This is a genomic window from Streptomyces sp. NPDC101110 (genome assembly GCF_044759525.1).
Lineage (GTDB): Bacteria > Actinomycetota > Actinomycetes > Streptomycetales > Streptomycetaceae > Streptomyces.
Map to the genome: position 1 here is coordinate 302,352 of NZ_JBIVZM010000003.1, position 22,345 is coordinate 324,696.

The following is a 22,345-nucleotide window of genomic DNA, read 5'->3' on the forward strand; positions in this document are numbered from 1 at the left end:
TGTGCGCGATGCTCAGTGAACGCAGGCTTCAGGTGCTGCGCGCCATCGTCCAGGACTACGTCGGCACCGAGGAGCCGGTGGGCTCCAAGGCCCTCACCGAGCGGCACAACCTCGGCGTCTCCCCGGCCACCGTCCGCAACGACATGGCGGCCCTCGAGGACGAGGGGTACATCGCCCAGCCGCACACCAGTGCCGGGCGCATCCCCACCGACAAGGGCTACCGGCTGTTCGTCGACAAGCTCGCCGGGGTCAAGCCGATGACGGCGCCCGAGCGGCGCGCGATCCAGAACTTCCTCGAGGGCGCCGTCGACCTCGACGATGTCGTGGCGCGTACGGTGCGGCTGCTCGCGCAGCTCACGCGACAGGTCGCCGTCGTGCAGTACCCGTCGCTGACCCGTTCGACCGTGCGGCACGTGGAGCTGCTCTCCCTCGCGCCCGCGCGCGTGATGCTCGTGCTGATCACGGACACCGGGCGGGTCGAGCAGCGCGTGGTCGACTGCCCGGCGCCCTTCGGCGACGCCTCACTCGCGGATCTGCGCGCGCGCCTCAACAGCCGCGTGGCGAACCGCCGTTTCGCGGATGTGCCGAGTCTGGTGGAGGATCTCCCCGAGGCGTTCGAGCTCGAGGACCGGGGTACGGTTTCCACGGTGCTCTCCGCGCTTCTGGAGACGCTCGTCGAGGAGAACGAGGAGCGGCTGATGATCGGCGGCACCGCCAATCTGACCCGCTTCGGTCATGACTTCCCCCTCACGATCCGGCCGGTGCTGGAGGCGCTCGAGGAGCAGGTCGTGCTCCTCAAGCTGCTCGGCGAGGCGAAGGATCCGGGCGTGACCGTACGGATCGGTCACGAGAACGCCCACGAAGGACTCAACTCCACGTCCGTCGTGTCGGTCGGCTACGGTTCGGGCGGCGAGGCAGTCGCCAAGCTCGGCGTGGTCGGACCGACCCGCATGGACTACCCGGGAACGATGGGAGCGGTACGCGCAGTGGCACGGTACGTCGGACAGATCCTGGCGGAGTCGTAGTGGCCACGGACTACTACGCCGTACTCGGCGTGCGCCGCGACGCGTCGCAGGAAGAGATCAAGAAGGCCTTCCGGCGGCTCGCGCGCGAGCTGCACCCGGACGTCAACCCCGATCCGAAGACCCAGGAGCGGTTCAAGGAGATCAACGCCGCTTACGAGGTGCTGTCGGACCCGCAGAAGAAGCAGGTCTACGACCTCGGCGGCGATCCGCTCTCGCAGGCCGGCGGCGGTGGCGCGGGCGGCTTCGGGGCCGGTGGCTTCGGGAACTTCTCGGACATCATGGACGCGTTCTTCGGCACGGCGTCGCAGCGCGGACCGCGCTCGCGCACCCGCCGCGGCCAGGACGCCATGATCCGTATCGAGGTCGAGCTCGACGAGGCGGCCTTCGGTACGACCAAGGACATCCAGGTCGACACGGCCGTCGTCTGCAACACCTGCAGCGGTGAGGGCGCGGCGCCGGGCACCTCCGCCCAGACGTGTGACATGTGCCGCGGCCGCGGTGAGGTCTCGCAGGTCACCCGGTCCTTCCTGGGCCAGGTCATGACGTCCCGCCCGTGCCCGCAGTGCCAGGGCTTCGGCACGGTCGTCCCGACCCCGTGCCCGGAGTGCGCGGGCGACGGCCGCGTCCGGTCCCGCCGCACGCTCACGGTCAAGATCCCGGCCGGTGTCGACAACGGCACGCGCATCCAGCTCGCCGGCGAGGGCGAGGTCGGCCCCGGCGGCGGTCCGGCCGGTGACCTCTACGTCGAGATCCACGAGCTGCCGCACAGCACGTTCCAGCGGCGCGGCGACGACCTGCACTGCACGGTGACGATCCCCATGACGGCGGCGGCCCTCGGCACGAAGGTGCCGCTGGAGACGCTCGACGGCATGGAGGAGGTCGACATCCGCCCGGGCACCCAGTCCGGCCAGTCGATCCCGCTGCACGGCCGGGGCGTCACGCACCTGCGCGGCGGCGGACGCGGCGACCTCATCGTCCACGTCGAGGTCCAGACCCCGACCAAGCTCGACCCCGAGCAGGAGCGCCTCCTGCGCGAACTCTCCAAGCTCCGCGGCGAGGAACGCCCCACGGGGCAGTTCCAGCCCGGGCAGCAGGGGTTGTTCTCGCGGTTGAAGGATGCCTTCAACGGTCGCTGACGTGAGTGGTCCGGCTGCTGCCGGGGGTCCGGGGGTTGTCCCCCGGGCCGGCACGGTCAGCCCGGGCAGCAGGGGCTGTTCTCGCGGTTGAAGGATGCGTTCAACGGTCGCTGACCGGGCGCCCCTCGGGCAACGGGAGGCGCTTGTTCCTCTGGTCTATGCCAGTCGGCAGGCCGGTTTAGGGGTTGTCCGGAGGACGTGACAACATGCCGTCATGTCCTCCGCACTGACCGATCTCTTCCCCCACCCGATCGTGCAGGCCCCCATGGCGGGCGGCGTCTCCGTACCGAAGCTCGCCGCCGCCGTGTGCGAAGGGGGCGGGCTGGGATTCCTCGCCGCCGGCTACAAGACCGCCGACGGGATGTACCAGGAGATCAAGCAGCTCCGGAGCCTCACCGGCAGGCCCTTCGGCGTCAACGTCTTCATGCCGCAGCCGGAGTCCGCCGACCCCGCCGCGGTCGACGTCTACGCCCACCAGCTGGCCGGCGAGGCCACCTGGTACGAGGCCGAGCTCGGCGACCCGGACAGCGGCCGTGACGACGGCTTCGAGGCCAAGCTCGTGGTGCTGCGCGACAACCCCGTACCGGTCGTGTCGTTCCACTTCGGCGTCCCCAGCCGTGAGGTCGTCGACGCCCTGCACCGCGTCGGCACCTTCGTCCTGGCCACCGCGACCACCCCCGACGAGGCCCGGGCCGTGGAGCGGGCGGGCGCGGACGGGGTCATCGCCCAGGGTGTCGAGGCCGGCGGCCATCAGGGCACCCACCGGGACATCCCCGAGACGGACGGCTCCGGTCTCGGACTGCTGTCGCTGATCGCCCAGGTCCGCGAAGCCGTGAGCATCCCGATCGTCGCCGCCGGCGGCATCATGCGCGGCGGCCAGATCGCCGGTGTCCTCGCCGCGGGCGCGAGCGCGGCCCAGCTGGGCACCGCCTTCCTCGCCACGCCCGAGTCGGGTGCGCACGCCCTGCACAAGCAGGCACTGACCAACCCCCTGTTCGTGCGTACGGAGTTGACCCGGGCGTTCTCCGGGCGGCCCGCGCGCGGCCTCGTCAACCGGTTCCTGCGCGAGCACGGCCCGTACGCACCCGCCGCCTACCCCGAGATCCACCACCTCACCGCGCCCCTGCGCAAGGCCGCCGCCAAGGCCGGTGACGCGCAGGGCATGGCGCTGTGGGCCGGACAGGGGCACCGGATGGCGCGGGAGCTGCCCGCCGGGCAGCTGGTGGAGGTGCTGGCCGGGGAACTGGCCACCGCCCGGGCGTCGTTGACGAGCGGAGGTGCGCTGTGACCGCGCCGGTGTTCGTGGCCGAGGACTTCGCCGCGGGTGGTGACGGCCGGTACGTCCTCGACGGGCCCGAGGGGCGGCACGCCGTCTCCGTGAAGCGGCTGCGCGCCGGTGAGGACGTCGTCCTCACGGACGGGGCCGGCCGCTGGGCGGACTGCGTCGTGCTCGACACGGAGGGCAAGGACCGGCTGATCCTCCGGCTGGAGGCGGTGCACGAGGAGCCCGCGGAGCAGCCCCGGGTCACCGTCGTCCAGGCCCTGCCCAAGGGCGACCGGGGAGAGCTCGCCGTCGAGACGATGACCGAGGTCGGGGTCGACGCGATCGTGCCCTGGGCGGCGGCACGCTGCATCACGCAGTGGAAGGGCGAACGAGGGGCGAAGGCACTGGGCAAGTGGCGGGCGACGGCCCGGGAGGCCGGCAAGCAGTCCCGCCGGGTGCGCTTCCCCGAGGTCGCCGAGGCCGCCACGAGCAGGCAGGTCGCCGCCCTGCTGGCCGGAGCGGAGTTCGCCGCCGTGCTGCACGAGAGCGGGGACACACCCCTGGCCACCGCCGACCTGCCGGCCACCGGCGAGATCGTGCTGGTCGTGGGGCCCGAGGGGGGCGTGGCGCCGGAGGAACTGGCGCTGTTCGAGGAGGCGGGGGCCAGGGCGTACCGCCTCGGGCGGAGTGTGCTGCGCACATCGACCGCCGGGACGGCCGCCGCGGCCGCACTCCTGGCACGCACCGGACGCTGGTCCTGACCCCCTCGGAGGCACCGTGGAACTCGCACAGGTACGTCTGCTCGTGACCGACTTCACCGCCTGCTACCGCTTCTACGGCGAGGTCCTCGGCCTCAAACCGCAGTCGGGGGCGGCGGACGGGCCGTACGAGAAGTTCAGCCCCGCGGTCGGCTCCGCGGGGATCGCGCTGCAGGACCGGTCGATGATGGCCGAGGTGCTCGACGAACTGGGTGAACCGGCCGAGGGACACCGGTCCCTGGTCGTGCTGCGGGTGGACGGGCTGGACGCGTACTGCGAGGAGATCACGCTGCGCGGCGCCACGGTCCTGCACGGCCCGGCACCCATGACGGACCGTATGCGGGTGGCCCATCTCAAGGACCCCGAGGGCAATGTGGTGGAGCTTCAGGAGTGGCTCCTGCTGCGCGGCTGACGCCTTTGCGCCCTACCGCGCGACCCCCGGCAGTGGCAGGCTCCCCTCCATGGGGGCTTCGACGAGGAATCGACTGGGACCGCGCGGGCGGCGCGTGGCGGTCGCGGCGACGTTCGCCGTGCTGGCGGTGGGCGGCGCCGCCGCCTGCGAGCCCGGCAGCGTCAGCGCCGCGTCCGTCGCGTACACCACCGACGAGACCGTGACGAAAGAACTCAACCGGCAGAAAGCGGGCGTGCGGTGGCTCACCTGCACCGCCTCCTACGGGAACAACGGCGGGAAGTCGTCACCCTCGGCGCGTGAGCGGACCGTCGCCACCGTCGACTGCGAGGGCGAGACCGACGACGGCAAGGACATCACCGTCGACGGCAAGGTCACCCACGCGGTGGACGGCGCCTGCGTGCGCGGGAACATCACCGCCAAGGTGGACGGCAAGGTGTGGTTCCAGGTCGACGGCCTCGGCGACTGCGACTCCACCACCCCGGCCCCCGTCGGCGGGCCGCCGACGGGGCAGCCCGGACCGACCGTCACGGTGACCGTCACGCAGACCATCTGGTGCGAGCGGTACCCGGACTGCCGCCCTGTCGAGGGCAAGTGATCCGAACCCTGTCCGTGCGGCGGCGTCCCTGCATAGGGTGATCGGGTGACATCGCCTGCTTACCTCCGGTTCCCCCATGTGCACGGTGACCTGGTCGCCTTCACCGCCGAGGACGACGTGTGGCTCGCTCCACTCGACGGCGGCCGGGCCTGGCGGGTCAGCGCCGACAACATGCCGGTGACCCAGCCCCGGATCTCGCCCGACGGCACCACCGTCGCCTGGACCTCCAGCCGGGACGGCGCCCCCGAGGTGTTCATCGCCCCGGTCGACGGCGGTCCCGCCAAGCGGCTGACGTACTGGGGAAGTCTCAAGACGCAGGTGCGCGGCTGGACCCCGGACGGCGAGGTACTGGCGATCAGCACCCATGGGGAGGCGAGCCTGCGCCGCACGTGGGCGCGTGCCGTCCCGCTGGACGGCGGCCCGGCCACCACCCTGCCGTACGGGCCCGTCGGAGACGTCGCCCACGGCCCGCGCACCGTCCTGCTGTCCGCGCCCATGGGGCGTGAGGCGGCCTGGTGGAAGCGGTACCGCGGCGGCACGGCGGGCAAGCTGTGGATCGACCGCGAGGACGACGGGGAGTTCGTGCGGCTGCACGAGGACCTCGACGGCAACCTCGAGTACCCGCTGTGGGTGGGGACGGGGGTCCCCCCTGTTCGAGCGGAGCCGGGAACTTGGGGCAGGATCGGCTTCCTCTCCGACCACGAGGGCACCGGAGCGCTCTACTCCTCCCTCGCCGACGGCTCCGACCTGCGCCGGCACACACCGCTCGACGGCTTCTACGCCCGCCACGCCGCGACCGACGGCACCCGCGTCGTCTACTCCAGCGCCGGTGAGCTGTGGATCCTGGACGACCTGGAGAGCGCCGAGCCGCGGCGGCTGGACGTGCGGCTGGGCGGACAGCGCGTCGACCTCCAGCCGTTCCCGGTGAACGCCTCCCGCTGGTTCGGCTCCGCGTCCCCGGACCACACCGCACGTGGCAGCGCGGTCGCCGTGCGCGGCTCCGTGCACTGGGTCACCCACCGCTCCGGCCCGGCCCGCGCGCTCGCCGCGACCCCGGGCGTACGGGCCCGGCTGCCGCGCACGTTCCGCGCGGACGGCGAGCAGTGGGTGGTGTGGGTGACGGACGCCGAGGGCGACGACGCCCTGGAGTTCGCGCCGGCCACCGGACTCGCCCCCGGGGCGACACCCCGCCGGATCGCCGCCGGGCAGCTCGGCCGGGTGCTGGACCTCGCCATGGCGCCCGACGGCAGCCGCGCCGCCGTGTCCTGCCACGACGGGCGCCTGCTGCTGGTGGAGCGTGAGACGGGCGAGGTGCGCGAGGTCGACCGCAGCGAGGACGGCGACGTGTCGGGCCTCGTCTTCTCACCCGACTCGTCCTGGCTGGCCTGGTCCCACCCCGGCCCCCGGCCCCTGTGCCAGCTGAAACTCGCCAACACCACCGACCTGTCGGTCACCGAGGCCACCCCGCTGCGCTTCCAGGACTACGCGCCCGCCTTCACGATGGACGGCAAGCACCTCGCGTTCCTGTCCACCCGCTCCTTCGACCCGGTCTACGACGAGCACGTCTTCGACCTGGCCTTCGTGGTGGGCGCCCGGCCGCACCTGATCACCCTCGCGGCCACCACGCCCTCCCCGTTCGGGCCGCAGCGGCACGGCAGGTCCTTCGAGACGCCCGACCGGGAGGAGACCCCCGACAGCGAGGGCACCCCCACCACCCGCATCGACCTCGAAGGCCTCGCCGACCGCATCGTGCCCTTCCCTGTCGAGGCGGCCCGCTACACCAACCTGCGGGCCGCCAAGGACGGCGTCCTGTGGCTGCGCCACCCGGTCGCCGGTGTGCTCGGCGCGTCCCGGGCCACCCCGGACGACCCCGACCCGAAGTCCGAGCTGGAGCGTTACGACCTCGCCCAGCAGCGCCTGGAACATCTCGCCGTGGACGCCGACCACTTCGCGGTCAGCGGCGACGGCAAGCGGGTGCTGCTGTGGACCGACGGGCGGCTGAAGGTCGTCCCCAGCGACCGGCGCGCCTCCGGCGACGACGACAGCGACTCCAACATCACCGTCGACCTCGGCCGCGTGCGCCAGTTCGTCGACCCGGCGGCCGAGTGGCGCCAGATGTTCGACGAGAACGGCCGCATCATGCGTGACCACTTCTGGCGGCCCGACATGAACGGCGTCGACTGGGACGGCGTCCTCGACCGCTACCGCCCCGTCGTGGAGCGGGTCGCCACCCATGACGACCTGGTCGACCTGCTGTGGGAGGTCCAGGGCGAACTGGGCACCTCCCACGCGTACGTCATCCCGCGCGGCGGACACGGCGGCGGCCCCCGCCAGGGCCTGCTCGGCGCGGACATCTCCCGCCATGAGGACGGCAGTTGGCGCGTCGACCGCATCCTGCCCTCCGAGACCTCCGACCCGGACGCCCGCAGCCCGCTGGCCGCCCCGGGCGTCGCGGTGCGCCCCGGGGACGCCGTCGTGGCGGTCGCGGGTCAGCCGGTCGACCCGGTGGCCGGCCCCGGCCCGCTGCTGGTCGGCACCGCGAACAAGCCGGTGGAGCTGACCGTCTCCCCGGCGGGCGGCGGTGACCCCCGGCATGCCGTCGTCGTCCCGGTCGCCGACGAGGAACCCCTGCGCTACCACGCCTGGGTCGCCGACCGCCGCGCCTACGTCCACGAGAAGTCCGGCGGGCGCCTCGGCTACCTCCACGTCCCGGACATGCAGGCCCCCGGCTGGGCCCAGATTCACCGCGACCTGCGCGTCGAGGTCGCCCGCGAGGGCCTGGTCGTCGACGTCCGCGAGAACCGTGGCGGCCACACCTCCCAGCTGGTCGTCGAGAAACTGGCCCGCCGCATCGTCGGCTGGGCCGTCCCGCGCGGTATGCGTCCCTACAGCTACCCGGAGGACGCCCCGCGTGGTCCCGTCGTAGCGGTCGCCAACGAGTTCTCCGGCTCCGACGGCGACATCGTCAACGCCGCGATCAAGGCCCTGGGCCTCGGCCCCGTCGTCGGCACCCGCACCTGGGGCGGCGTCATCGGCATCGACAGCCGCTACCGCCTGGTCGACGGCACCCTGGTCACCCAACCCAAGTACGCCTTCTGGCTGGAGGGGTATGAGTGGGCGGTCGAGAACCACGGGGTCGACCCGGACGTGGAGGTCCTGCAACGCCCGCAGGACTACGCGGCGGGGAGGGACGCGCAGTTGGACGAGGCGATCCGTATTGCCTTGGAGAGCTTGGAGAGCAGTCCCGCGAAGACGCCGCCGGCCGTCCCGACTCTCTAAGGACGCGGGGCCGCGTCCATGTGCGGCTCCGCCGCGTGGGCGCGACCAGCCCGAACGCACCCGCACTCGACGACGCTACGATGCCGTCGGCACCACAACGCCCACACTTCGGAGGTAACCGAATGGCCGGGGAACCCCAGGAAGACTGCCTGTTCTGCAAGATCGTCGCAGGCACCATCCCGGCGACCATCGTCCGCCAGACGGAGACGACCATCGCGTTCCGCGACATCAACCCCCAGGCCCCGACCCACGTCCTGATCATCCCCAAGGCGCACTACGAGAACGCCGCCGCCCTCGCCGCCGCCGACCCGGCCCTCACCGCCGACGTGGTCCGCGAGGCCCAGGCCGTGGCGGACGAGGACAAGCTCGACAGCTACCGCCTCGTCTTCAACACCGGCAGCGGCGCCGGCCAGACGGTCTGGCACGTGCACGGCCACGTGCTCGGCGGCCGCGGCCTCGAATGGCCCCCCGGGTAGTCCGCCTTGTCCGTACGTGAACTCGTGGTCCTCGGCACCGCCAGCCAGGTCCCGACCCGGCACCGCAACCACAACGGCTACCTGCTGCGGTGGGACGGCGAGGGCATCCTGTTCGACCCCGGCGAGGGCACGCAGCGCCAGATGCTGCGCGCCGGGGTCGCCGCGCACGACCTGAACCGGATCTGCGTCACGCACTTCCACGGCGACCACTGCCTCGGCCTCGCCGGTGTGATCCAGCGCATCAACCTCGACAAGGTCCCGCACGGGGTCACCGCCCACTACCCCCGCTCCGGGCAGCGCTTCTTCGACCGGCTCCGGTACGCCACCGCCTACCGTGAGACCGTCGGCATCACCGAGGCCCCGGTCGCCGCGGACGGGCCCCTCGCCCGCACGGACGGGTACACCCTCGAAGCCCGGAAGCTGTCGCACCCGGTGGAGTCGTACGGCTACCGGATCGTCGAGCCCGACGGCCGCCGCATGCTGCCCGAGCGGCTCGCCGCGCACGGCGTCAAGGGCCCGGACGTGGGCCGGATCCAACGCGAGGGAGCGCTTCGCGGGGTCTCGCTGGAGGACGTCAGCGAGGTGCGGCGCGGACAGCGGTTCGCGTTCGTCATGGACACCCGGCTCTGCGACGGCGTGCACGCGCTCGCCGAGGGCTGCGACATGCTCGTCATCGAGTCGACCTTCCTCGACGACGACGAGGAACTCGCCGTCGAGCATGGCCATCTGACGGCTGGTCAGGCGGCCCGGGTGGCCCGGGACGCAGGTGTGCGGCACCTCGTGCTGACCCACTTCAGCCAGCGCTACACCGACCCGGACGAGTTCGAACGCCAGGCGCGGGCCGCCGGGTACGAGGGTGAGCTGACCGTAGCCCACGATCTACTGAGGGTGCCGGTTCCGAAGCGTCGGTGAAACGGCCGTACGATGAATTGATGTCCCTCCCCAAAGCCGAACTGCACCTTCACATCGAAGGCACCCTGGAACCGGAACTCGCCTTCGAGCTCGCCGCGCGCAACGGCGTCACGCTGCCGTACGCCGACACCGACGAGCTGCGCGAGGCCTACCGGTTCGAGGACCTGCAGTCCTTCCTGAACCTGTACTACGAGCTCATGGCCGTCCTGCGCACCGAGCGGGACTTCGAGGACCTGGCGAACGCCTATCTGGCCCGGGCAGCCGCGCAGGGCGTGCGGCACGCGGAGATCTTCTTCGACCCGCAGGCCCACACCAGCCGCGGCCTTGAGATGGGCACCGTCGTCGAGGGGCTGTGGCGGGCGCTCGGGAACAGCGAGGCCAACCACGGTGTCTCGACCCGGCTGATCCTGTGCTTCCTGCGCGACGAGTCCGCCGGGTCGGCGCTGGCCACACTGGATGCCGCCAAGCCGTACCTGGACAAGATCACCGGCGTCGGCCTCGACTCCGCCGAGGTCGGGCACCCGCCGGTGAAGTTCCGCGAGGTCTACGAGGCCGCCGCCGCGCTCGGCCTGCGCAGGGTCGCCCACGCCGGTGAGGAGGGTCCGCCGGAGTACATCACCGAGGCGCTGGACGTCCTCGGCGTGGAGCGGGTCGACCACGGGCTGCGCTGTGTGGAGGACCCGGCGCTGGTGGAGCGGCTGGTGCGCGACCGGGTGCCGCTGACGCTGTGCCCGCTGTCCAACGTCCGGCTGCGCACGGTCGACACCCTCGCCGACCACCCCCTGCCGGCCATGCTGGACGCCGGCCTGATGTGCACGGTCAACTCCGACGACCCGGCCTACTTCGGCGGCTACGCCGGCGACAACTTCGACGCCGTGCGCGCCACCCTCGGCCTCACCGAGGAGCGGCTGCGCGAGCTCGCCCGCAACTCCTTCCTCGCCTCCTTCCTGGAGGACGACGAGGAGCTGCGGGCGCGGTATCTCGCCGAGGTGGACGCCTACACCTTCAGTTAGCCATCGGCGGGTCTCAGAAGACCTCCGACCCCGCCTTGCCGTAGGCGCGCCGGGCGGGGACGGCCGGGGTCTCGACCGGGATCTCCACCACGGGCTGCTCCGGGGCGCCGATCTCGGGAATCGCGCCGGTGGGCGTCCCCGTGGCGGCGGCGACCAGTGCGGCCGGGTGCCCGCCGCGGCGGCGGATCGCGCCGGGCAGCAGCGGACGTCCGCCGGTGTGCAGGGCGACGGCGGTCATCGGCAGGGCGATCACGAGCAGGCCCGTGCCGAGGACCGCGCCCATGACCGGGAACCCGGCCTGCGCCGACAGCACGCTGCCGGCCAGCGGCCCGGCGGCCGTGCCCAGCGAGGACGCCGAGCCGACCAGCACCGCCCAGCGGCCGCGCGGGTCGAGTGAGGCGGCGAGGCCGATGAGGTACGACAGCACCACCGGGTAGAGCGTGTTCCATGCGATCTCGCCGGCCGCGAAGCTCCCCAGATCGGTCGCTGAGGCGCTGAGCGCGATGCAGGCGGCGATGAGGACGGTGCCGCCGCCGATGGGTATCGCACGTCCGAGGCGGGCCCCGAGTGCGCCGGCCGCGAGGACCCCGGCCAGGCCCGCGCCGAGGCCGAGCGCGAAGACGACACCGACGGTGGCCTCGCCGAGGTGCACCTGCTCGAGGCCGATCCGGCCGCTCACGCCCCACAGTGAGTTCTGGGCGAGCGACCAGCACACCATCGCGGCCGCCAGCAGCAGTCCCGAACGGGCATGCGGCAGCCGGGCGTTGTCGTGCCGGGTGGGCGCGATGGGAGTGCCGGCGGGCAGACGGCCGGTGAGCGGCCAGACCGCCAGGGCCGTGAGGGCGATCGCGGCCAGCGGCAGACCGTGCCCCGGGCCGAGGTGCGGCACCGTCAGATACACGGCGCCCGCGAGGGCGGAGACGGAGAGCAGCCCGGCCGTGGAGGCCCGGTGCGGATCCTTCTGCCCGGCGATGAGGGTGGCGGCGACGGTGGTGGCCGTGCCGGAGCCGAACCCGCCGACGATCGCGCCGCCGACCACGGCGGGGACCGAGGTGGTCAGGGCGGCGCCGCCGTAACCCAGCAGGGCCAGGGCGAGGCCGAGCCGGGCGAGGGTGCGGGCTCCGGCCCGCTCGACCCTGGAGGCCAGGGTGAACCCGGCGGCGGCCGAACTCAGCAGCAGGGCACTGCCGACGGCGCCGGCCTGCGTGGCGGAGAGCGGAAGGTCCGAGTCGAGCCTGCCGACGGTGGTGGGCAGCAGATACGGAGCGAGGTACCCGGCCGTGAAAAGGGCGACGAGGGGCCAGGGGGTGGTGCGGGGGGCGAACACGGGCGTTCCCAGGGCATGCGAAAGGAGCGGGAGAAAAGGGGGATTGGGCGACGACCGTCGACGGACAGGAACGCGCGAGCAATTTGTATCAAGCACGTAGTCGCGCAAGGGAGCCCGGGGTGTGTGATCTGGAGCACGTTGAGTTTGGGGCGGTGAAGCCCGGGTAGACGAACGCCTTTTGTTGGCCCCGGCGGTGTTCTCGCCGGCGCCGGTGCACCGATCAGGACCCCGACGGAACGGCCGCCTCGGCCTTGACCCGAACCTCCCGCTGATCGTGCGCGGGTGCCCGTCCGGCTCCCGGGGCGGGCCGCATGAACGGTTGACGTTCTCATACGCGACCCGCATTCTCATACATGGATAGCATCTATATGAGGAGCCGGGCTTCGTGAACCTCGCCATCACCGACGTACGCCTGACGCCGATCCTGGTCGCCGACCCGCCGCTGCTGAACACGCAGGGCGTGCACCAGCCCTACACGCCCCGGCTGATCGTCGAGGTCGACACCGCCGACGGAATCACCGGGGTGGGGGAGACCTACGGCGACGCCAAGTACCTTGAACTGGCCGTGCCGTTCGCCGAGCGGCTGAAGGGACACCAGGTCAGCGATCTGAACGACCTGTTCATGATCGCGGACGAGGTCGCGGTGGATGCCTCCCGTGTCGAGAACGCCGTCGACGTCGGCGGGCTGCGCGGCGTCCAGACCGCCGACAAGCTGCGGCTGTCCGTCGTCTCCGGCTTCGAGGTCGCCTGCCTGGACGCCCTCGGCAAGGCGCTCGGGCTGCCCGTGCACGCGCTCCTCGGCGGCAAGGTGCGCGACCGCGTCGACTACAGCGCCTACCTGTTCTACAAGTGGGCCAGCCACCCCGAGGGCGTGCCGGCCGAGAAGGACGACTGGGGCGCCGCCCTCGACCCGGCCGGGGTGGTGGAGCAGGCCCGGCGCTTCACGGAGCGCTACGGCTTCACCTCGTTCAAGCTCAAGGGTGGCGTCTTCCCGCCCGACGAGGAGATCGCGGCCGTACGGGCGCTCGCCGAGGCCTTCCCCGGGCATCCGCTGCGGCTCGACCCGAACGGCGCCTGGTCCGTCGAGACGTCCGTGAAGGTCGCCCGGGAGCTCGGGGACGTCCTGGAGTACCTGGAGGACCCGGCGCTCGGCACCCCCGCCATGGCCGAGGTCGCCGAGCGCACCGGGGTGCCGCTCGCCACCAACATGTGCGTGACGACGTTCGCCGAGATCCCGGAGGCGTTCACCACGGGCGCCGTCCAGGTGATCCTCTCCGACCACCACTACTGGGGCGGTCTGCGCAACACCCAGCAGCTCGCCGCGGTCTGCCGCACCTTCGGAGTCGGCGTGTCGATGCACTCCAACACCCACCTCGGCATCTCGCTCGCCGCGATGACCCACGTGGCGGCCACCGTCCCGAACCTCCATCACGCCTGCGACTCCCACTACCCGTGGCAGTCCGAGGACGTCCTCACCGAACGGCTCACCTTCGACGGCGGCCGGGTCACCGTCTCCGACGCGCCCGGCCTCGGGGTGGAGCTCGACCGCGAGCGGCTGGCCGTACTGCACCGGCGGTGGCTGGACGACGACGGCGCCCTGCGGGACCGCGACGACGCGGCGGCGATGCGGATCGCCGACCCGGAGTGGGCGACCCCCGCGATGCCCCGCTGGTAGGGCCCGGCGAGCCCGGCACAGGGGCGCGCGAGGGCCCCGCGTGAGCTGACGGGACGGGTGGGTACGGCGTGACCGGCGTCACGCCCGCGGTGATGTGGTGCAGACTGGCCTGGTCCGTACCACGTCAGGGAGCGCATCGTGACCGCGTCCACCGCCCCGGCCGGAAAGGGATCGCACCGCCAGAGCCAGGTCGATCCCCTCGCCCCGCTGCGCGCACCGGACGACCCGCCCTGGGACGTCTACCTCACGGGCACCGTCTTCCTGGACATCATCTTCACCGGCCTCGACTCCGCCCCGGTGCGCGGGACGGAGTCATGGGCGCGCGGGATGGGGTCGAGCCCCGGCGGCGTCGCCAACATGGCGACGGCCCTGGCCCGCCTCGGCCTGCGCACGTCCCTCGCGGCGGCCTTCGGCGACGACCACTACGGCGACTACTGCTGGGACGCCCTGGAGCACGGCGAGGGCATCGACCTCTCACCGTCGCGCACGGTGCCCGGCTGGCACTCCCCGGTGACCGTCTCCATGGCCTACGAGGGGGAGCGCACGATGGTCTCGCACGGCCACGAGCCACCCCCCGAGGAGCCGGCCCCGGAGTGCCCGCCCCGCGCCCGGGCCGCCGTCGCCTCCCTCGCGCCCGGCGTGAGCGCACCCTGGATCGCCCAGGCCGCGGGCAACGGCACCCGGGTCTTCGGCGACGTCGGCTGGGACGACACCGGTGCGTGGGACCTGGCCGCCCTGCCCGACCTGCGGCACTGCGAGGCGTTCCTGCCCAACGCGGAGGAAGCCATGCGGTACACGGGCGCGGACTGTCCCCGGGCGGCGGCACACGCCCTGACCGAGTACGTCCCGCTCGCGGTGGTCACCCTCGGCGCCGACGGGGCCTACGCGGTGGACCGGCGGACGGGGGAGACGGCGGAGGTGCCGGCCATCGCCGTCGAGGCGCTCGACCCGACCGGGGCCGGTGACGTGTTCGTCGCCGGGTTCGTCGCCGGGACCCTGGCGGACTGGCCGCTCGCCGACCGGCTGGCCTTCGCCGGGCTGACGGCGGCGCTGTCGGTGCAGGAGTTCGGGGGGTCGCTGTCGGCGCCGGGCTGGTCGGAGATCGCCGCGTGGTGGCGGAAGGTGCAGTCGGTCGAGGAGCAGTCGCCGGCGGCGCTGGACAGGTTCGGGTTCCTGGCGGGGCTGGTGCCGGAGGAGTTGGTGAGGCCCTGGCCGTTGCGGCGTGCCGTCCCCACGATCGGTTTCCGCCGCTCGGCGTGACCGAGCCGCCGTCGTCTCCCGTTTCCGACCCCACCCCAAAACCCCTACGGCGTTGTCACTCCCCCGTCGTACCCTGGGAATCGCGAGGCCGCCCTCAGCTGAGCGGCCGTGACGAGGAGGAACCGCAGGCCTTAAGCGCCGGCCCATGACTCAATCATCGACAGCTCACACCCCCGCGCAGGAGCAGGCGAGAGCACAGCTCACCGTCCCCGCCCAGCACCCCATGGTGACCGTGCTGGGGTCCGGCGACTCCCTCCTGCGCGTGATCGAGAAGGCCTTCCCGGCGGCCGACATCCACGTCCGGGGCAACGAGATCAGCGCGGTCGGCGACCCGAAGGACGTCGCCCTCATTTCGCGCGTGTTCGACGAGATGATGCTGGTGCTCCGCACCGGGCAGCCGATGACGGAGGACGCAGTGGAACGCTCGATCGCCATGCTCAAGGCGAGCGACAACGGCGAGAGCGACGGCCAGGAGACCCCGGCCCAGGTGCTCACGCAGAACATCCTGTCCTCGCGCGGCCGCACCATCCGCCCCAAGACGCTGAACCAGAAGCGCTACGTCGACGCCATCGACAAGCACACGATCGTCTTCGGCATCGGTCCCGCGGGCACCGGCAAGACCTACCTGGCGATGGCCAAGGCGGTGCAGGCCCTGCAGTCCAAGCAGGTCAACCGCATCATCCTGACCCGCCCCGCCGTCGAGGCCGGCGAGCGGCTCGGCTTCCTCCCGGGCACGCTCTACGAGAAGATCGACCCGTACCTGCGCCCGCTCTACGACGCGCTGCACGACATGCTCGACCCGGACTCGATCCCCAAGCTGATGGCGTCGGGAACCATCGAGGTCGCGCCGCTGGCGTACATGCGAGGCCGTACGTTGAACGACGCCTTCATCATCCTGGACGAGGCCCAGAACACGAGCCCCGAACAGATGAAGATGTTCCTCACCCGCCTCGGCTTCGACTCGAAGATCGTGATCACGGGTGACGTGACGCAGGTCGACCTTCCCGACGGGACGAAGAGCGGCCTGCGGCAGGTGCAGGACATCCTGGACGGCGTCGAGGACGTGCACTTCTCCCGGCTGTCGTCGCAGGACGTGGTCCGGCACAAGCTGGTGGGCCGTATCGTCGACGCGTACGAGAAGTACGACACCACGCACGGCACCCAGAACGGCTCGCACAAGAGCCGCGGCAAGTCCGGGCACAAGGGGAAGTAGACACACACAGCACCATGTCGATCGACGTCAACAACGAGTCCGGCACCGAGGTCGACGAGCAGGCGATCCTCGACATCGCCCGCTACGCGCTCGCCAGGATGCGCATCCACCCGCTCTCCGAGCTCTCGGTGATCGTCGTGGACGCCGACGCCATGGAGCAGCTTCACATCCAGTGGATGGACCTCCCCGGCCCGACGGATGTCATGTCCTTCCCCATGGACGAGCTGCGCCCGCCGTCCAAGGACGACGAGGAGCCGCCGCAGGGCCTGCTCGGCGACGTCGTGCTGTGCCCCGAGGTCGCCGAGAAGCAGGGCAAGGAAGCCGAGACGCAGCACACCATGGACGAGGAGCTCCAGCTGCTCACCGTCCACGGCGTGCTGCACCTGCTGGGCTACGACCACGAGGAACCGGACGAGAAGGCCGAGATGTTCGGCCTCCAGGCGGCCATCGTGGACGGCTGGCGCGCGGAGCGGGGCCTGACCGGCCCGTCCCCGGCGCCGACGGTCTCGTAACGCCCGCCGATGAGTCCTCAACTCGCCCTGGGCGCCATCGCCCTGGTCGTCGTGGCATGGCTCGCCGCCTGCGCGGAGGCGGGCCTCGCGCGTGTCTCCAGCTTCCGCGCCGAGGAGGCCGTGCGCTCCGGCCGCCGCGGCAGCGCCAAGCTCTCCCAGGTCGCCGCCGACCCGACCCGCTACCTGAACGTGGCGCTGCTGGTCCGCGTCGCCAGCGAGATGGCCGCCGCCGCGCTGATCACCTACGGCTGCCTCCAGGAGTTCGACGGCACCACCGAGGCCCTCCTGGTCGCCATCGCGGTCATGGTCCTCGTGTCGTACGTCGCGGTCGGAGTCTCCCCGCGCACCATCGGCCGCCAGCACCCGCTGAACACCGCGACGGTCTCCGCGTACGTCCTGGTGCCGCTGGCCCGGATCATGGGCCCCATTCCGTCGCTGCTCATCCTCATCGGTAACGCGCTCACCCCCGGCAAGGGCTTCCGCCGCGGCCCCTTCGCCTCCGAGGCGGAGCTGCGCGCCCTGGTCGACCTGGCCGAGAAGGAGTCCCTCATCGAGGACGAGGAGCGCCGCATGGTGCACTCCGTCTTCGAGCTCGGCGACACCCTCGTGCGCGAGGTCATGGTCCCGCGCACGGACCTGGTGGTGATCGAGCGCTTCAAGTCCATCCGCCAGGCCCTCACCCTCGCCCTGCGCTCCGGCTTCTCGCGCATCCCGGTCACCGGGGAGAGCGAGGACGACATCGTCGGCATCGTGTATCTGAAGGACCTCGTCCGCAAGACGCACATCAGCCGCGACGCCGAGTCCGAGCAGGTGTCCACGGCCATGCGCCCGGCGTTCTTCGTGCCCGACACCAAGAACGCCGGCGATCTGCTGCGCGAGATGCAGAAGGAACGCAACCACGTCGCCGTCGTGATCGACGAGTACGGCGGCACGGCCGGCATCGTCACCATCGAGGACATCCTCGAGGAGATCGTCGGCGAGATCACCGACGAGTACGACCGCGAACTGCCGCCGGTCGAGGAGCTCGGCGAGGACCGCTTCCGCGTCACGGCCCGCCTCGACATCAGCGACCTGGGCGAGCTGTACGGCCTGGAGGAGTTCGACGACGAGGATGTCGAGACGGTCGGCGGGCTGCTGGCCAAGGCGCTGGGCCGGGTCCCCATCGCGGGTGCCTCGTCGGTCGTGGACCTGCCCGACGGCCGGGAGCTGCGCCTGACCGCGGAGGCCGCGGCCGGCCGCCGGAACAAGATCGTGACGGTGCTGGCGGAGCCGGTGGCCACGGCCGGCCCGGACGAGGAGGAGAAACCCGAGTGACCCCGCAGGAACTGCGCGCGTTCTGTCTGTCCTTCAACGCGGCGGTGGAGGACTTCCCGTTCAGCCCGGAGATCTCGGTCTTCAAGGTGCGGGGCAAGCTCTTCGCCCTCTCGTTCCTGGACGCGCGCCCCCTGAAGGTCAACCTCAAGTGCGACCCGGACGAGGCCGTCCGCCTCCGCGGCGAGCACGAAGGCCTCATCGTCCCCGGCTGGCACATGAACAAGCGCCACTGGAACACCGTCACGGCCGACGGCGGGCTCCCGGACCGGCTGGTCCGGGAGCTCGTCGAGGACTCGTACGACCTGGTCGTCGCGGGCCTGCCGCGGGCGGACCGCCTGCGCCTCGACCGCCCCTGACGCTTCCGTATGCTCGGATCATGACCGACAGCAGCGCGCTCGACCCCGAGGACCGCAAGATCGTCACCCTGGCCCGCTCCGCCCGGGCCCGCAACGGCGTGCCCGAGGGCGCGGCCGTACGCGACGAGACCGGACGCACCTACGTCGCGGCCACCGTGGCACTCGACTCCCTGAAGCTCAGTGCCCTGCGGACGGCCGTGGCGATGGCGGTGGCCTCGGGTGCGACGTCCCTGGAGGCCGCGGCCGTCGTGACGGAGGCGGAGACCGCGTCCGACGCGGACCGGGCGGCCGTACGGGACCTCGGCGGCGCGGGGACGCCGGTGCTGGTTGCGGGACCCGACGGAACGGTCCGGACCACCGTCACCGCCGGCTGAACTTCGCTGTAACCGCCGGTAATTAGGCCAGTTTTCAACCTTGCCGCCGCCTGCCCCACACGCATCAATGGAACCGTAAGTTCTGACGGACCGTCAGGTTCGGCTCTCGCGCAGCGTGCCCGCACTCACCTGCCGAGCGGTCCCCCCCCATGGAAAGGGAGCCGGAATCCCATGAGATGCAAGCGAAAGCGAATCGGAGCAGGTGCGGCCCTGGCTGCCGGGGCCCTCGCGGTCACCGGGCTCGCCTTCGCCCCGGCGGCCCTCGCCGTCACCCCCCAGACGGCGACGATCACCGCGGACTGCGGCGGCTTCGGCAGCGGCGAGGCCACGCTCACCGCCACGCAGGACGGCACCGCCGCCACCCTCACCCTCAAGTCCTCCGCGATCACGGCGCCCATCGCGCTGGGAGAGGACTCGATCACTTCCACCCTCACCCTGGTGAAGAGCGGCGGCGGCACCGTCGACTTCACCGGCACGGAGAACCCGGCGATGGCCGTCGGCGCCCCCGTCGAGGTCGGTCCCCTCAGCTCCACCGTGGCCTCCGGCGACAGCCTGGAGGCCTTCGGCGGCTCGCTGAAGATGACCGTCTTCGGCATCACCATCACCTGCACGGCGACCGGGCCGCAGTCACCGGGCCCGTTCGTGTTCGACTGAGAACGACCGCGAACGCGGCCCCGCAGTCAGAGCGCGTCGGGGCCGCGCTCGCCCGTCCGCACCCGCACGACCGTGTCGACGGGCAGCGCCCACACCTTGCCGTCGCCGATCTTGCCGGTGTGCGCGGCCTTCACGACCGCGTCGATGACGGCCTCGGCGTCCGCGTCCTCGACGACGACCTCGATCCGCACCTTCGGCACCAGGTCCACCTGGTACTCGGCGCCGCGGTACACCTCGGTGTGGCCGCGCTGCCGGCCGTAGCCGCTGGCCTCGCTCACGGTCAGACCGTGCACGCCGAGTTCCTGAAGGGCGTTCTTGACCTCGTCGAGGCGGTACGGCTTGACGATCGCGGTGATGAGCTTCATGCCTGGGGGGTGACCTTCTGGGCGGGGGAGAGGACGGAGGAGGAGACCGGGGCGCCGTGGCCCAGGACCCCGTGATCGTAGGCCGTCTCGGCGTGCACCGTAAGGTCCAGGCCGGTCTGCTCCTGCTCCTCGCTCGCGCGCAGGCCCATCGTGGCGTCGATCAGCCTGCCGATCCCGTACGTCACGCCGAACGCGTACACCGCCACCACGACCACCGCCACCAGCTGCCTGCCGAGCTGACCGAGCCCGCCGCCGTACAGGAGGCCCTCGGTGCCGCCGGTCATCGACTCCACGGCGAAGACGCCGATGAGGAGCGTGCCGATGACACCGCCGACCAGATGGACACCGACCACGTCCAGGGAGTCGTCGTAGTTCAGCTTGAACTTCCAGCTCACGGCGTACGAGCAGACGACACCGGCCGCGAGGCCCACGACCAGCGCGCCGAGCAGGGAGACCGACCCGCAGGACGGGGTGATGGCGACCAGGCCCGCGACCGCGCCGGACGCGGCGCCCAGGGTGGTGGGGTGGCCGTCGCGCTTCTGCTCCACGAAGAGCCAGCCGAGCAGGCCGGTGCAGCCCGCGGCGAGGGTGTTGAGGAACGCGGCGGCCGCGAGGCCGTTGGCGCCGAGCGCGGAGCCCGCGTTGAAGCCGAACCAGCCGAACCACAGCAGACCGGCGCCCAGCATCACCATGGGCAGGTTGTGCGGGCGCATGGCGTCCTTCTTGAAGCCCATGCGCGGGCCCAGGACCAGGCACAGCGCCAGCCCCGAGGCACCGGAGACGATCTCCACGGGCAGCCCGCCGGCGAAGTCCAGGGCGCCCAGCCGCTCCAGGATCCAGCCGCCCGGCCCCCACACCCAGTGCGCGACCGGAACGTATACGAGCAGCGCCCACACCGGCACGAAGACCAGCCAGGCCCCGAACTTCGCCCGGTCCGCGACGGCACCGCTGACCAGGGCGGCCGTGATGATCGCGAAAGTGAGCTGGAAGGTGGCGAAGAGGACGGTGGGGACGGTGCCCTGGACGCTGTCCGGGCCGAGGCCGCTCATCCCGGCGTGCTCCAGCCCGCCGATGAGACCGCCGGCGGCGTCCTCGCCGAAGGTGAGCGAGTAGCCGGCAGCCAGCCACACCACCGTCACCAGGGCGATCGAGACGAAGCTCATCATCAGCATGTTGAGGACGCTCTTCGTGCGGACCATGCCGCCGTAGAAGAGGGCCAGACCCGGGGTCATCAGCAGGACGAGGGCGGTGGCGGCGAGCAGCCAGGCGGTGTCACCGGTGTCGGCGCTTGCGGCGGCGAGGGTCACGGTTGTCTCCAACGGTGCGGGGGCTCGTCAGAGATTCACCGCCCCTCGTTTCCGGTTGCGTACGGGTGTGTTTCGGTGACGTTTCGTTGCGTGAGGGTTTCGGGAAGCTCACGGAAGGCGTCCGGTGCGGGGCGGGTCCGGGGATCAGGGACAATGGGCGCCATGAGCGTTCGTACCCAGTCATCCGAAGAGCCGGCCGGAGCTGTCCACAGGGCTGGCTTCGCCTGCTTCGTGGGCCGTCCCAACGCGGGCAAGTCCACCCTCACGAACGCTCTGGTCGGCCAGAAGGTGGCGATCACGGCGAACCAGCCCCAGACGACGCGGCACACCGTGCGGGGCATCGTGCACCGCCCGGACGCCCAGCTGATCCTGGTCGACACCCCCGGCCTGCACAAGCCGCGCACGCTGCTCGGCGAGCGGCTCAACGACGTGGTGCGCACGACGTGGGCCGAGGTCGACGTGATCGGTTTCTGTCTTCCGGCCAACGAGAAACTCGGCCCCGGCGACCGTTTCATCGCGAAGGAACTGGCGTCCATCAAGAAGACGCCGAAGATCGCGATCGTCACGAAGACCGACCTGGTGGACGGCAAGACGCTCGCCGAGCAGCTCATCGCGATCGACCAGCTCGGCAAGGAGCTCGGCTTCGAGTGGGCGGAGATCGTCCCGGTGTCGGCGGTCGGCGACAAGCAGGTGGGCCTGCTGGCCGACCTGATCGTCCCGCTGCTGCCGGAGGGGCCGGCGCTCTACCCCGACGGGGAGCTCACCGACGAGCCCGAGCAGGTCATGATCGCGGAGTTGATCCGCGAGGCCGCGCTGGAAGGAGTGCGCGACGAGCTGCCGCACTCCATCGCCGTCGTCGTCGAGGAGATACTTCCGCGCGAGGACCGTCCCGCCGACAAGCCCCTCCTCGACATCCACGCCTTCGTCTACATCGAGCGTCCCAGCCAGAAGGGCATCATCATCGGCCCCAAGGGCAAGCGCCTGAAGGAGGTCGGCATCAAGTCCCGCAAGCAGATCGAGGCGCTGCTCGGCACACCCGTCTTCCTCGACCTGCATGTGAAGGTGGCGAAGGACTGGCAGCGGGACCCCAGGCAGCTGCGGAAGCTGGGTTTCTGAGG

At 71.8% G+C, this 22,345-nt stretch carries 22 protein-coding genes; 19 read left to right on the forward strand and 3 right to left on the reverse strand.

Features of this window, described 5'->3' with window-relative positions; translation table 11 throughout:
* Positions 1-8 precede the first annotated feature (8 nt).
* The 10 genes from hrcA (at position 9) to ACIQU3_RS07640 (ending at position 10,870) form a co-directional block, all read left to right on the forward strand.
* Positions 9-1,025 carry a heat-inducible transcriptional repressor HrcA gene (gene hrcA / locus ACIQU3_RS07595; protein ID WP_366709274.1) on the forward strand — a complete coding sequence of 339 codons (1,017 nt, stop codon included), beginning with the start codon at positions 9-11 and terminating at the stop codon, positions 1,023-1,025.
* Complete coding sequence (dnaJ, locus tag ACIQU3_RS07600) at positions 1,025-2,161, forward strand: molecular chaperone DnaJ (protein ID WP_033306348.1); 1,137 nt, start codon at positions 1,025-1,027, stop codon at positions 2,159-2,161. Before hrcA ends, dnaJ begins: the two co-directional genes overlap by 1 nt.
* A gap of 214 nt (positions 2,162-2,375) precedes the next feature.
* Positions 2,376-3,449 (forward strand): nitronate monooxygenase, encoded by a 1,074-nt coding sequence (locus ACIQU3_RS07605; RefSeq protein ID WP_403725833.1) that lies wholly within the window; start codon positions 2,376-2,378, stop codon positions 3,447-3,449.
* Complete coding sequence (locus tag ACIQU3_RS07610; RefSeq protein WP_403725830.1) at positions 3,446-4,186, forward strand: 16S rRNA (uracil(1498)-N(3))-methyltransferase; 741 nt, start codon at positions 3,446-3,448, stop codon at positions 4,184-4,186. Before ACIQU3_RS07605 ends, ACIQU3_RS07610 begins: the two co-directional genes overlap by 4 nt.
* Before the next feature lie 16 nt (positions 4,187-4,202).
* Positions 4,203-4,595: a VOC family protein gene (locus tag ACIQU3_RS07615; protein WP_403725827.1), complete on the forward strand. Its 393-nt coding sequence runs from the start codon at positions 4,203-4,205 to the stop codon at positions 4,593-4,595.
* A gap of 49 nt (positions 4,596-4,644) precedes the next feature.
* A complete protein-coding gene (locus ACIQU3_RS07620) occupies positions 4,645-5,190 on the forward strand; it encodes a hypothetical protein (RefSeq protein ID WP_403923839.1) in 546 nt (181 codons plus the stop codon).
* Positions 5,191-5,235: 45 nt separating this feature from the next.
* Entirely contained in the window at positions 5,236-8,469 is a 3,234-nt protein-coding gene (locus ACIQU3_RS07625; protein WP_403725821.1) for a S41 family peptidase, read from the forward strand.
* Positions 8,470-8,591: 122 nt separating this feature from the next.
* A complete protein-coding gene (locus ACIQU3_RS07630; protein ID WP_358308606.1) occupies positions 8,592-8,945 on the forward strand; it encodes a histidine triad nucleotide-binding protein in 354 nt (117 codons plus the stop codon).
* 6 nt (positions 8,946-8,951) lie between these two features.
* Positions 8,952-9,857 (forward strand): ribonuclease Z, encoded by a 906-nt coding sequence (locus ACIQU3_RS07635; RefSeq protein ID WP_403725814.1) that lies wholly within the window; start codon positions 8,952-8,954, stop codon positions 9,855-9,857.
* Between the two features lie 20 nt (positions 9,858-9,877).
* Positions 9,878-10,870 (forward strand): adenosine deaminase, encoded by a 993-nt coding sequence (locus tag ACIQU3_RS07640; protein WP_403725811.1) that lies wholly within the window; start codon positions 9,878-9,880, stop codon positions 10,868-10,870.
* 13 nt (positions 10,871-10,883) lie between these two features.
* Here ACIQU3_RS07640 and ACIQU3_RS07645 read toward each other — a convergent pair whose 3' ends face one another.
* A complete protein-coding gene (locus ACIQU3_RS07645; protein ID WP_403923842.1) occupies positions 10,884-12,197 on the reverse strand; it encodes an MFS transporter in 1,314 nt (437 codons plus the stop codon).
* A gap of 385 nt (positions 12,198-12,582) precedes the next feature.
* On the opposite strand from ACIQU3_RS07645, the gene ACIQU3_RS07650 reads away from it, so the two are divergent.
* The 8 genes from ACIQU3_RS07650 (at position 12,583) to ACIQU3_RS07685 (ending at position 19,555) form a co-directional block, all read left to right on the forward strand.
* Complete coding sequence (locus ACIQU3_RS07650; RefSeq protein ID WP_403923845.1) at positions 12,583-13,872, forward strand: glucarate dehydratase family protein; 1,290 nt, start codon at positions 12,583-12,585, stop codon at positions 13,870-13,872.
* A 138-nt stretch (positions 13,873-14,010) separates the two neighbouring features.
* Complete coding sequence (locus ACIQU3_RS07655; protein WP_403725801.1) at positions 14,011-15,132, forward strand: carbohydrate kinase family protein; 1,122 nt, start codon at positions 14,011-14,013, stop codon at positions 15,130-15,132.
* Between the two features lie 145 nt (positions 15,133-15,277).
* Positions 15,278-16,345: a PhoH family protein gene (locus tag ACIQU3_RS07660; RefSeq protein ID WP_403725798.1), complete on the forward strand. Its 1,068-nt coding sequence runs from the start codon at positions 15,278-15,280 to the stop codon at positions 16,343-16,345.
* Between the two features lie 14 nt (positions 16,346-16,359).
* Entirely contained in the window at positions 16,360-16,857 is a 498-nt protein-coding gene (gene ybeY / locus ACIQU3_RS07665; protein ID WP_403725792.1) for an rRNA maturation RNase YbeY, read from the forward strand.
* 9 nt (positions 16,858-16,866) lie between these two features.
* On the forward strand, positions 16,867-18,171 hold the full coding sequence (locus tag ACIQU3_RS07670) for a hemolysin family protein (RefSeq protein ID WP_403923848.1): 1,305 nt from the start codon (positions 16,867-16,869) through the stop codon (positions 18,169-18,171).
* Complete coding sequence (locus ACIQU3_RS07675; protein WP_403923851.1) at positions 18,168-18,527, forward strand: MmcQ/YjbR family DNA-binding protein; 360 nt, start codon at positions 18,168-18,170, stop codon at positions 18,525-18,527. Before ACIQU3_RS07670 ends, ACIQU3_RS07675 begins: the two co-directional genes overlap by 4 nt.
* A gap of 20 nt (positions 18,528-18,547) precedes the next feature.
* The gene (locus ACIQU3_RS07680; RefSeq protein ID WP_403725780.1) at positions 18,548-18,901 is read left to right on the forward strand and encodes a cytidine deaminase; all 354 of its coding nucleotides are present in this window, start codon (positions 18,548-18,550) and stop codon (positions 18,899-18,901) included.
* A gap of 171 nt (positions 18,902-19,072) precedes the next feature.
* Positions 19,073-19,555: a hypothetical protein gene (locus ACIQU3_RS07685; protein ID WP_403923854.1), complete on the forward strand. Its 483-nt coding sequence runs from the start codon at positions 19,073-19,075 to the stop codon at positions 19,553-19,555.
* Between the two features lie 26 nt (positions 19,556-19,581).
* On the opposite strand, the gene ACIQU3_RS07690 is transcribed toward ACIQU3_RS07685, so the two are convergent.
* Together ACIQU3_RS07690 and ACIQU3_RS07695 are read right to left on the reverse strand one after the other, a co-directional pair.
* Positions 19,582-19,920 carry a P-II family nitrogen regulator gene (locus tag ACIQU3_RS07690; protein WP_053669183.1) on the reverse strand — a complete coding sequence of 113 codons (339 nt, stop codon included), beginning with the start codon at positions 19,918-19,920 and terminating at the stop codon, positions 19,582-19,584.
* A complete protein-coding gene (locus ACIQU3_RS07695) occupies positions 19,917-21,227 on the reverse strand; it encodes an ammonium transporter (protein WP_403725774.1) in 1,311 nt (436 codons plus the stop codon). Before ACIQU3_RS07695 ends, ACIQU3_RS07690 begins: the two co-directional genes overlap by 4 nt.
* A gap of 153 nt (positions 21,228-21,380) precedes the next feature.
* On the opposite strand from ACIQU3_RS07695, the gene era reads away from it, so the two are divergent.
* The gene (gene era, locus ACIQU3_RS07700; RefSeq protein WP_403923856.1) at positions 21,381-22,343 is read left to right on the forward strand and encodes a GTPase Era; all 963 of its coding nucleotides are present in this window, start codon (positions 21,381-21,383) and stop codon (positions 22,341-22,343) included.
* The last annotated feature ends 2 nt before the right edge of the window (positions 22,344-22,345 follow it).

Coding starts and splice junctions, on each gene's coding strand:
- hrcA (WP_366709274.1), top strand. CDS start 9: ATGCTCAGTGAACGCAGGCTTCAGGTGCTGCGCGCCATCGTCCAGGAC.
- ACIQU3_RS07605 (WP_403725833.1), top strand. CDS start 2,376: ATGTCCTCCGCACTGACCGATCTCTTCCCCCACCCGATCGTGCAGGCC.
- ACIQU3_RS07620 (WP_403923839.1), top strand. CDS start 4,645: ATGGGGGCTTCGACGAGGAATCGACTGGGACCGCGCGGGCGGCGCGTG.
- ACIQU3_RS07630 (WP_358308606.1), top strand. CDS start 8,592: ATGGCCGGGGAACCCCAGGAAGACTGCCTGTTCTGCAAGATCGTCGCA.
- ACIQU3_RS07640 (WP_403725811.1), top strand. CDS start 9,878: ATGTCCCTCCCCAAAGCCGAACTGCACCTTCACATCGAAGGCACCCTG.
- ACIQU3_RS07660 (WP_403725798.1), top strand. CDS start 15,278: ATGACTCAATCATCGACAGCTCACACCCCCGCGCAGGAGCAGGCGAGA.
- ybeY (WP_403725792.1), top strand. CDS start 16,360: ATGTCGATCGACGTCAACAACGAGTCCGGCACCGAGGTCGACGAGCAG.
- ACIQU3_RS07670 (WP_403923848.1), top strand. CDS start 16,867: ATGAGTCCTCAACTCGCCCTGGGCGCCATCGCCCTGGTCGTCGTGGCA.
- ACIQU3_RS07680 (WP_403725780.1), top strand. CDS start 18,548: ATGACCGACAGCAGCGCGCTCGACCCCGAGGACCGCAAGATCGTCACC.
- ACIQU3_RS07685 (WP_403923854.1), top strand. CDS start 19,073: ATGAGATGCAAGCGAAAGCGAATCGGAGCAGGTGCGGCCCTGGCTGCC.
- ACIQU3_RS07690 (WP_053669183.1), bottom strand. CDS start 19,920: ATGAAGCTCATCACCGCGATCGTCAAGCCGTACCGCCTCGACGAGGTC.
- era (WP_403923856.1), top strand. CDS start 21,381: ATGGGCGCCATGAGCGTTCGTACCCAGTCATCCGAAGAGCCGGCCGGA.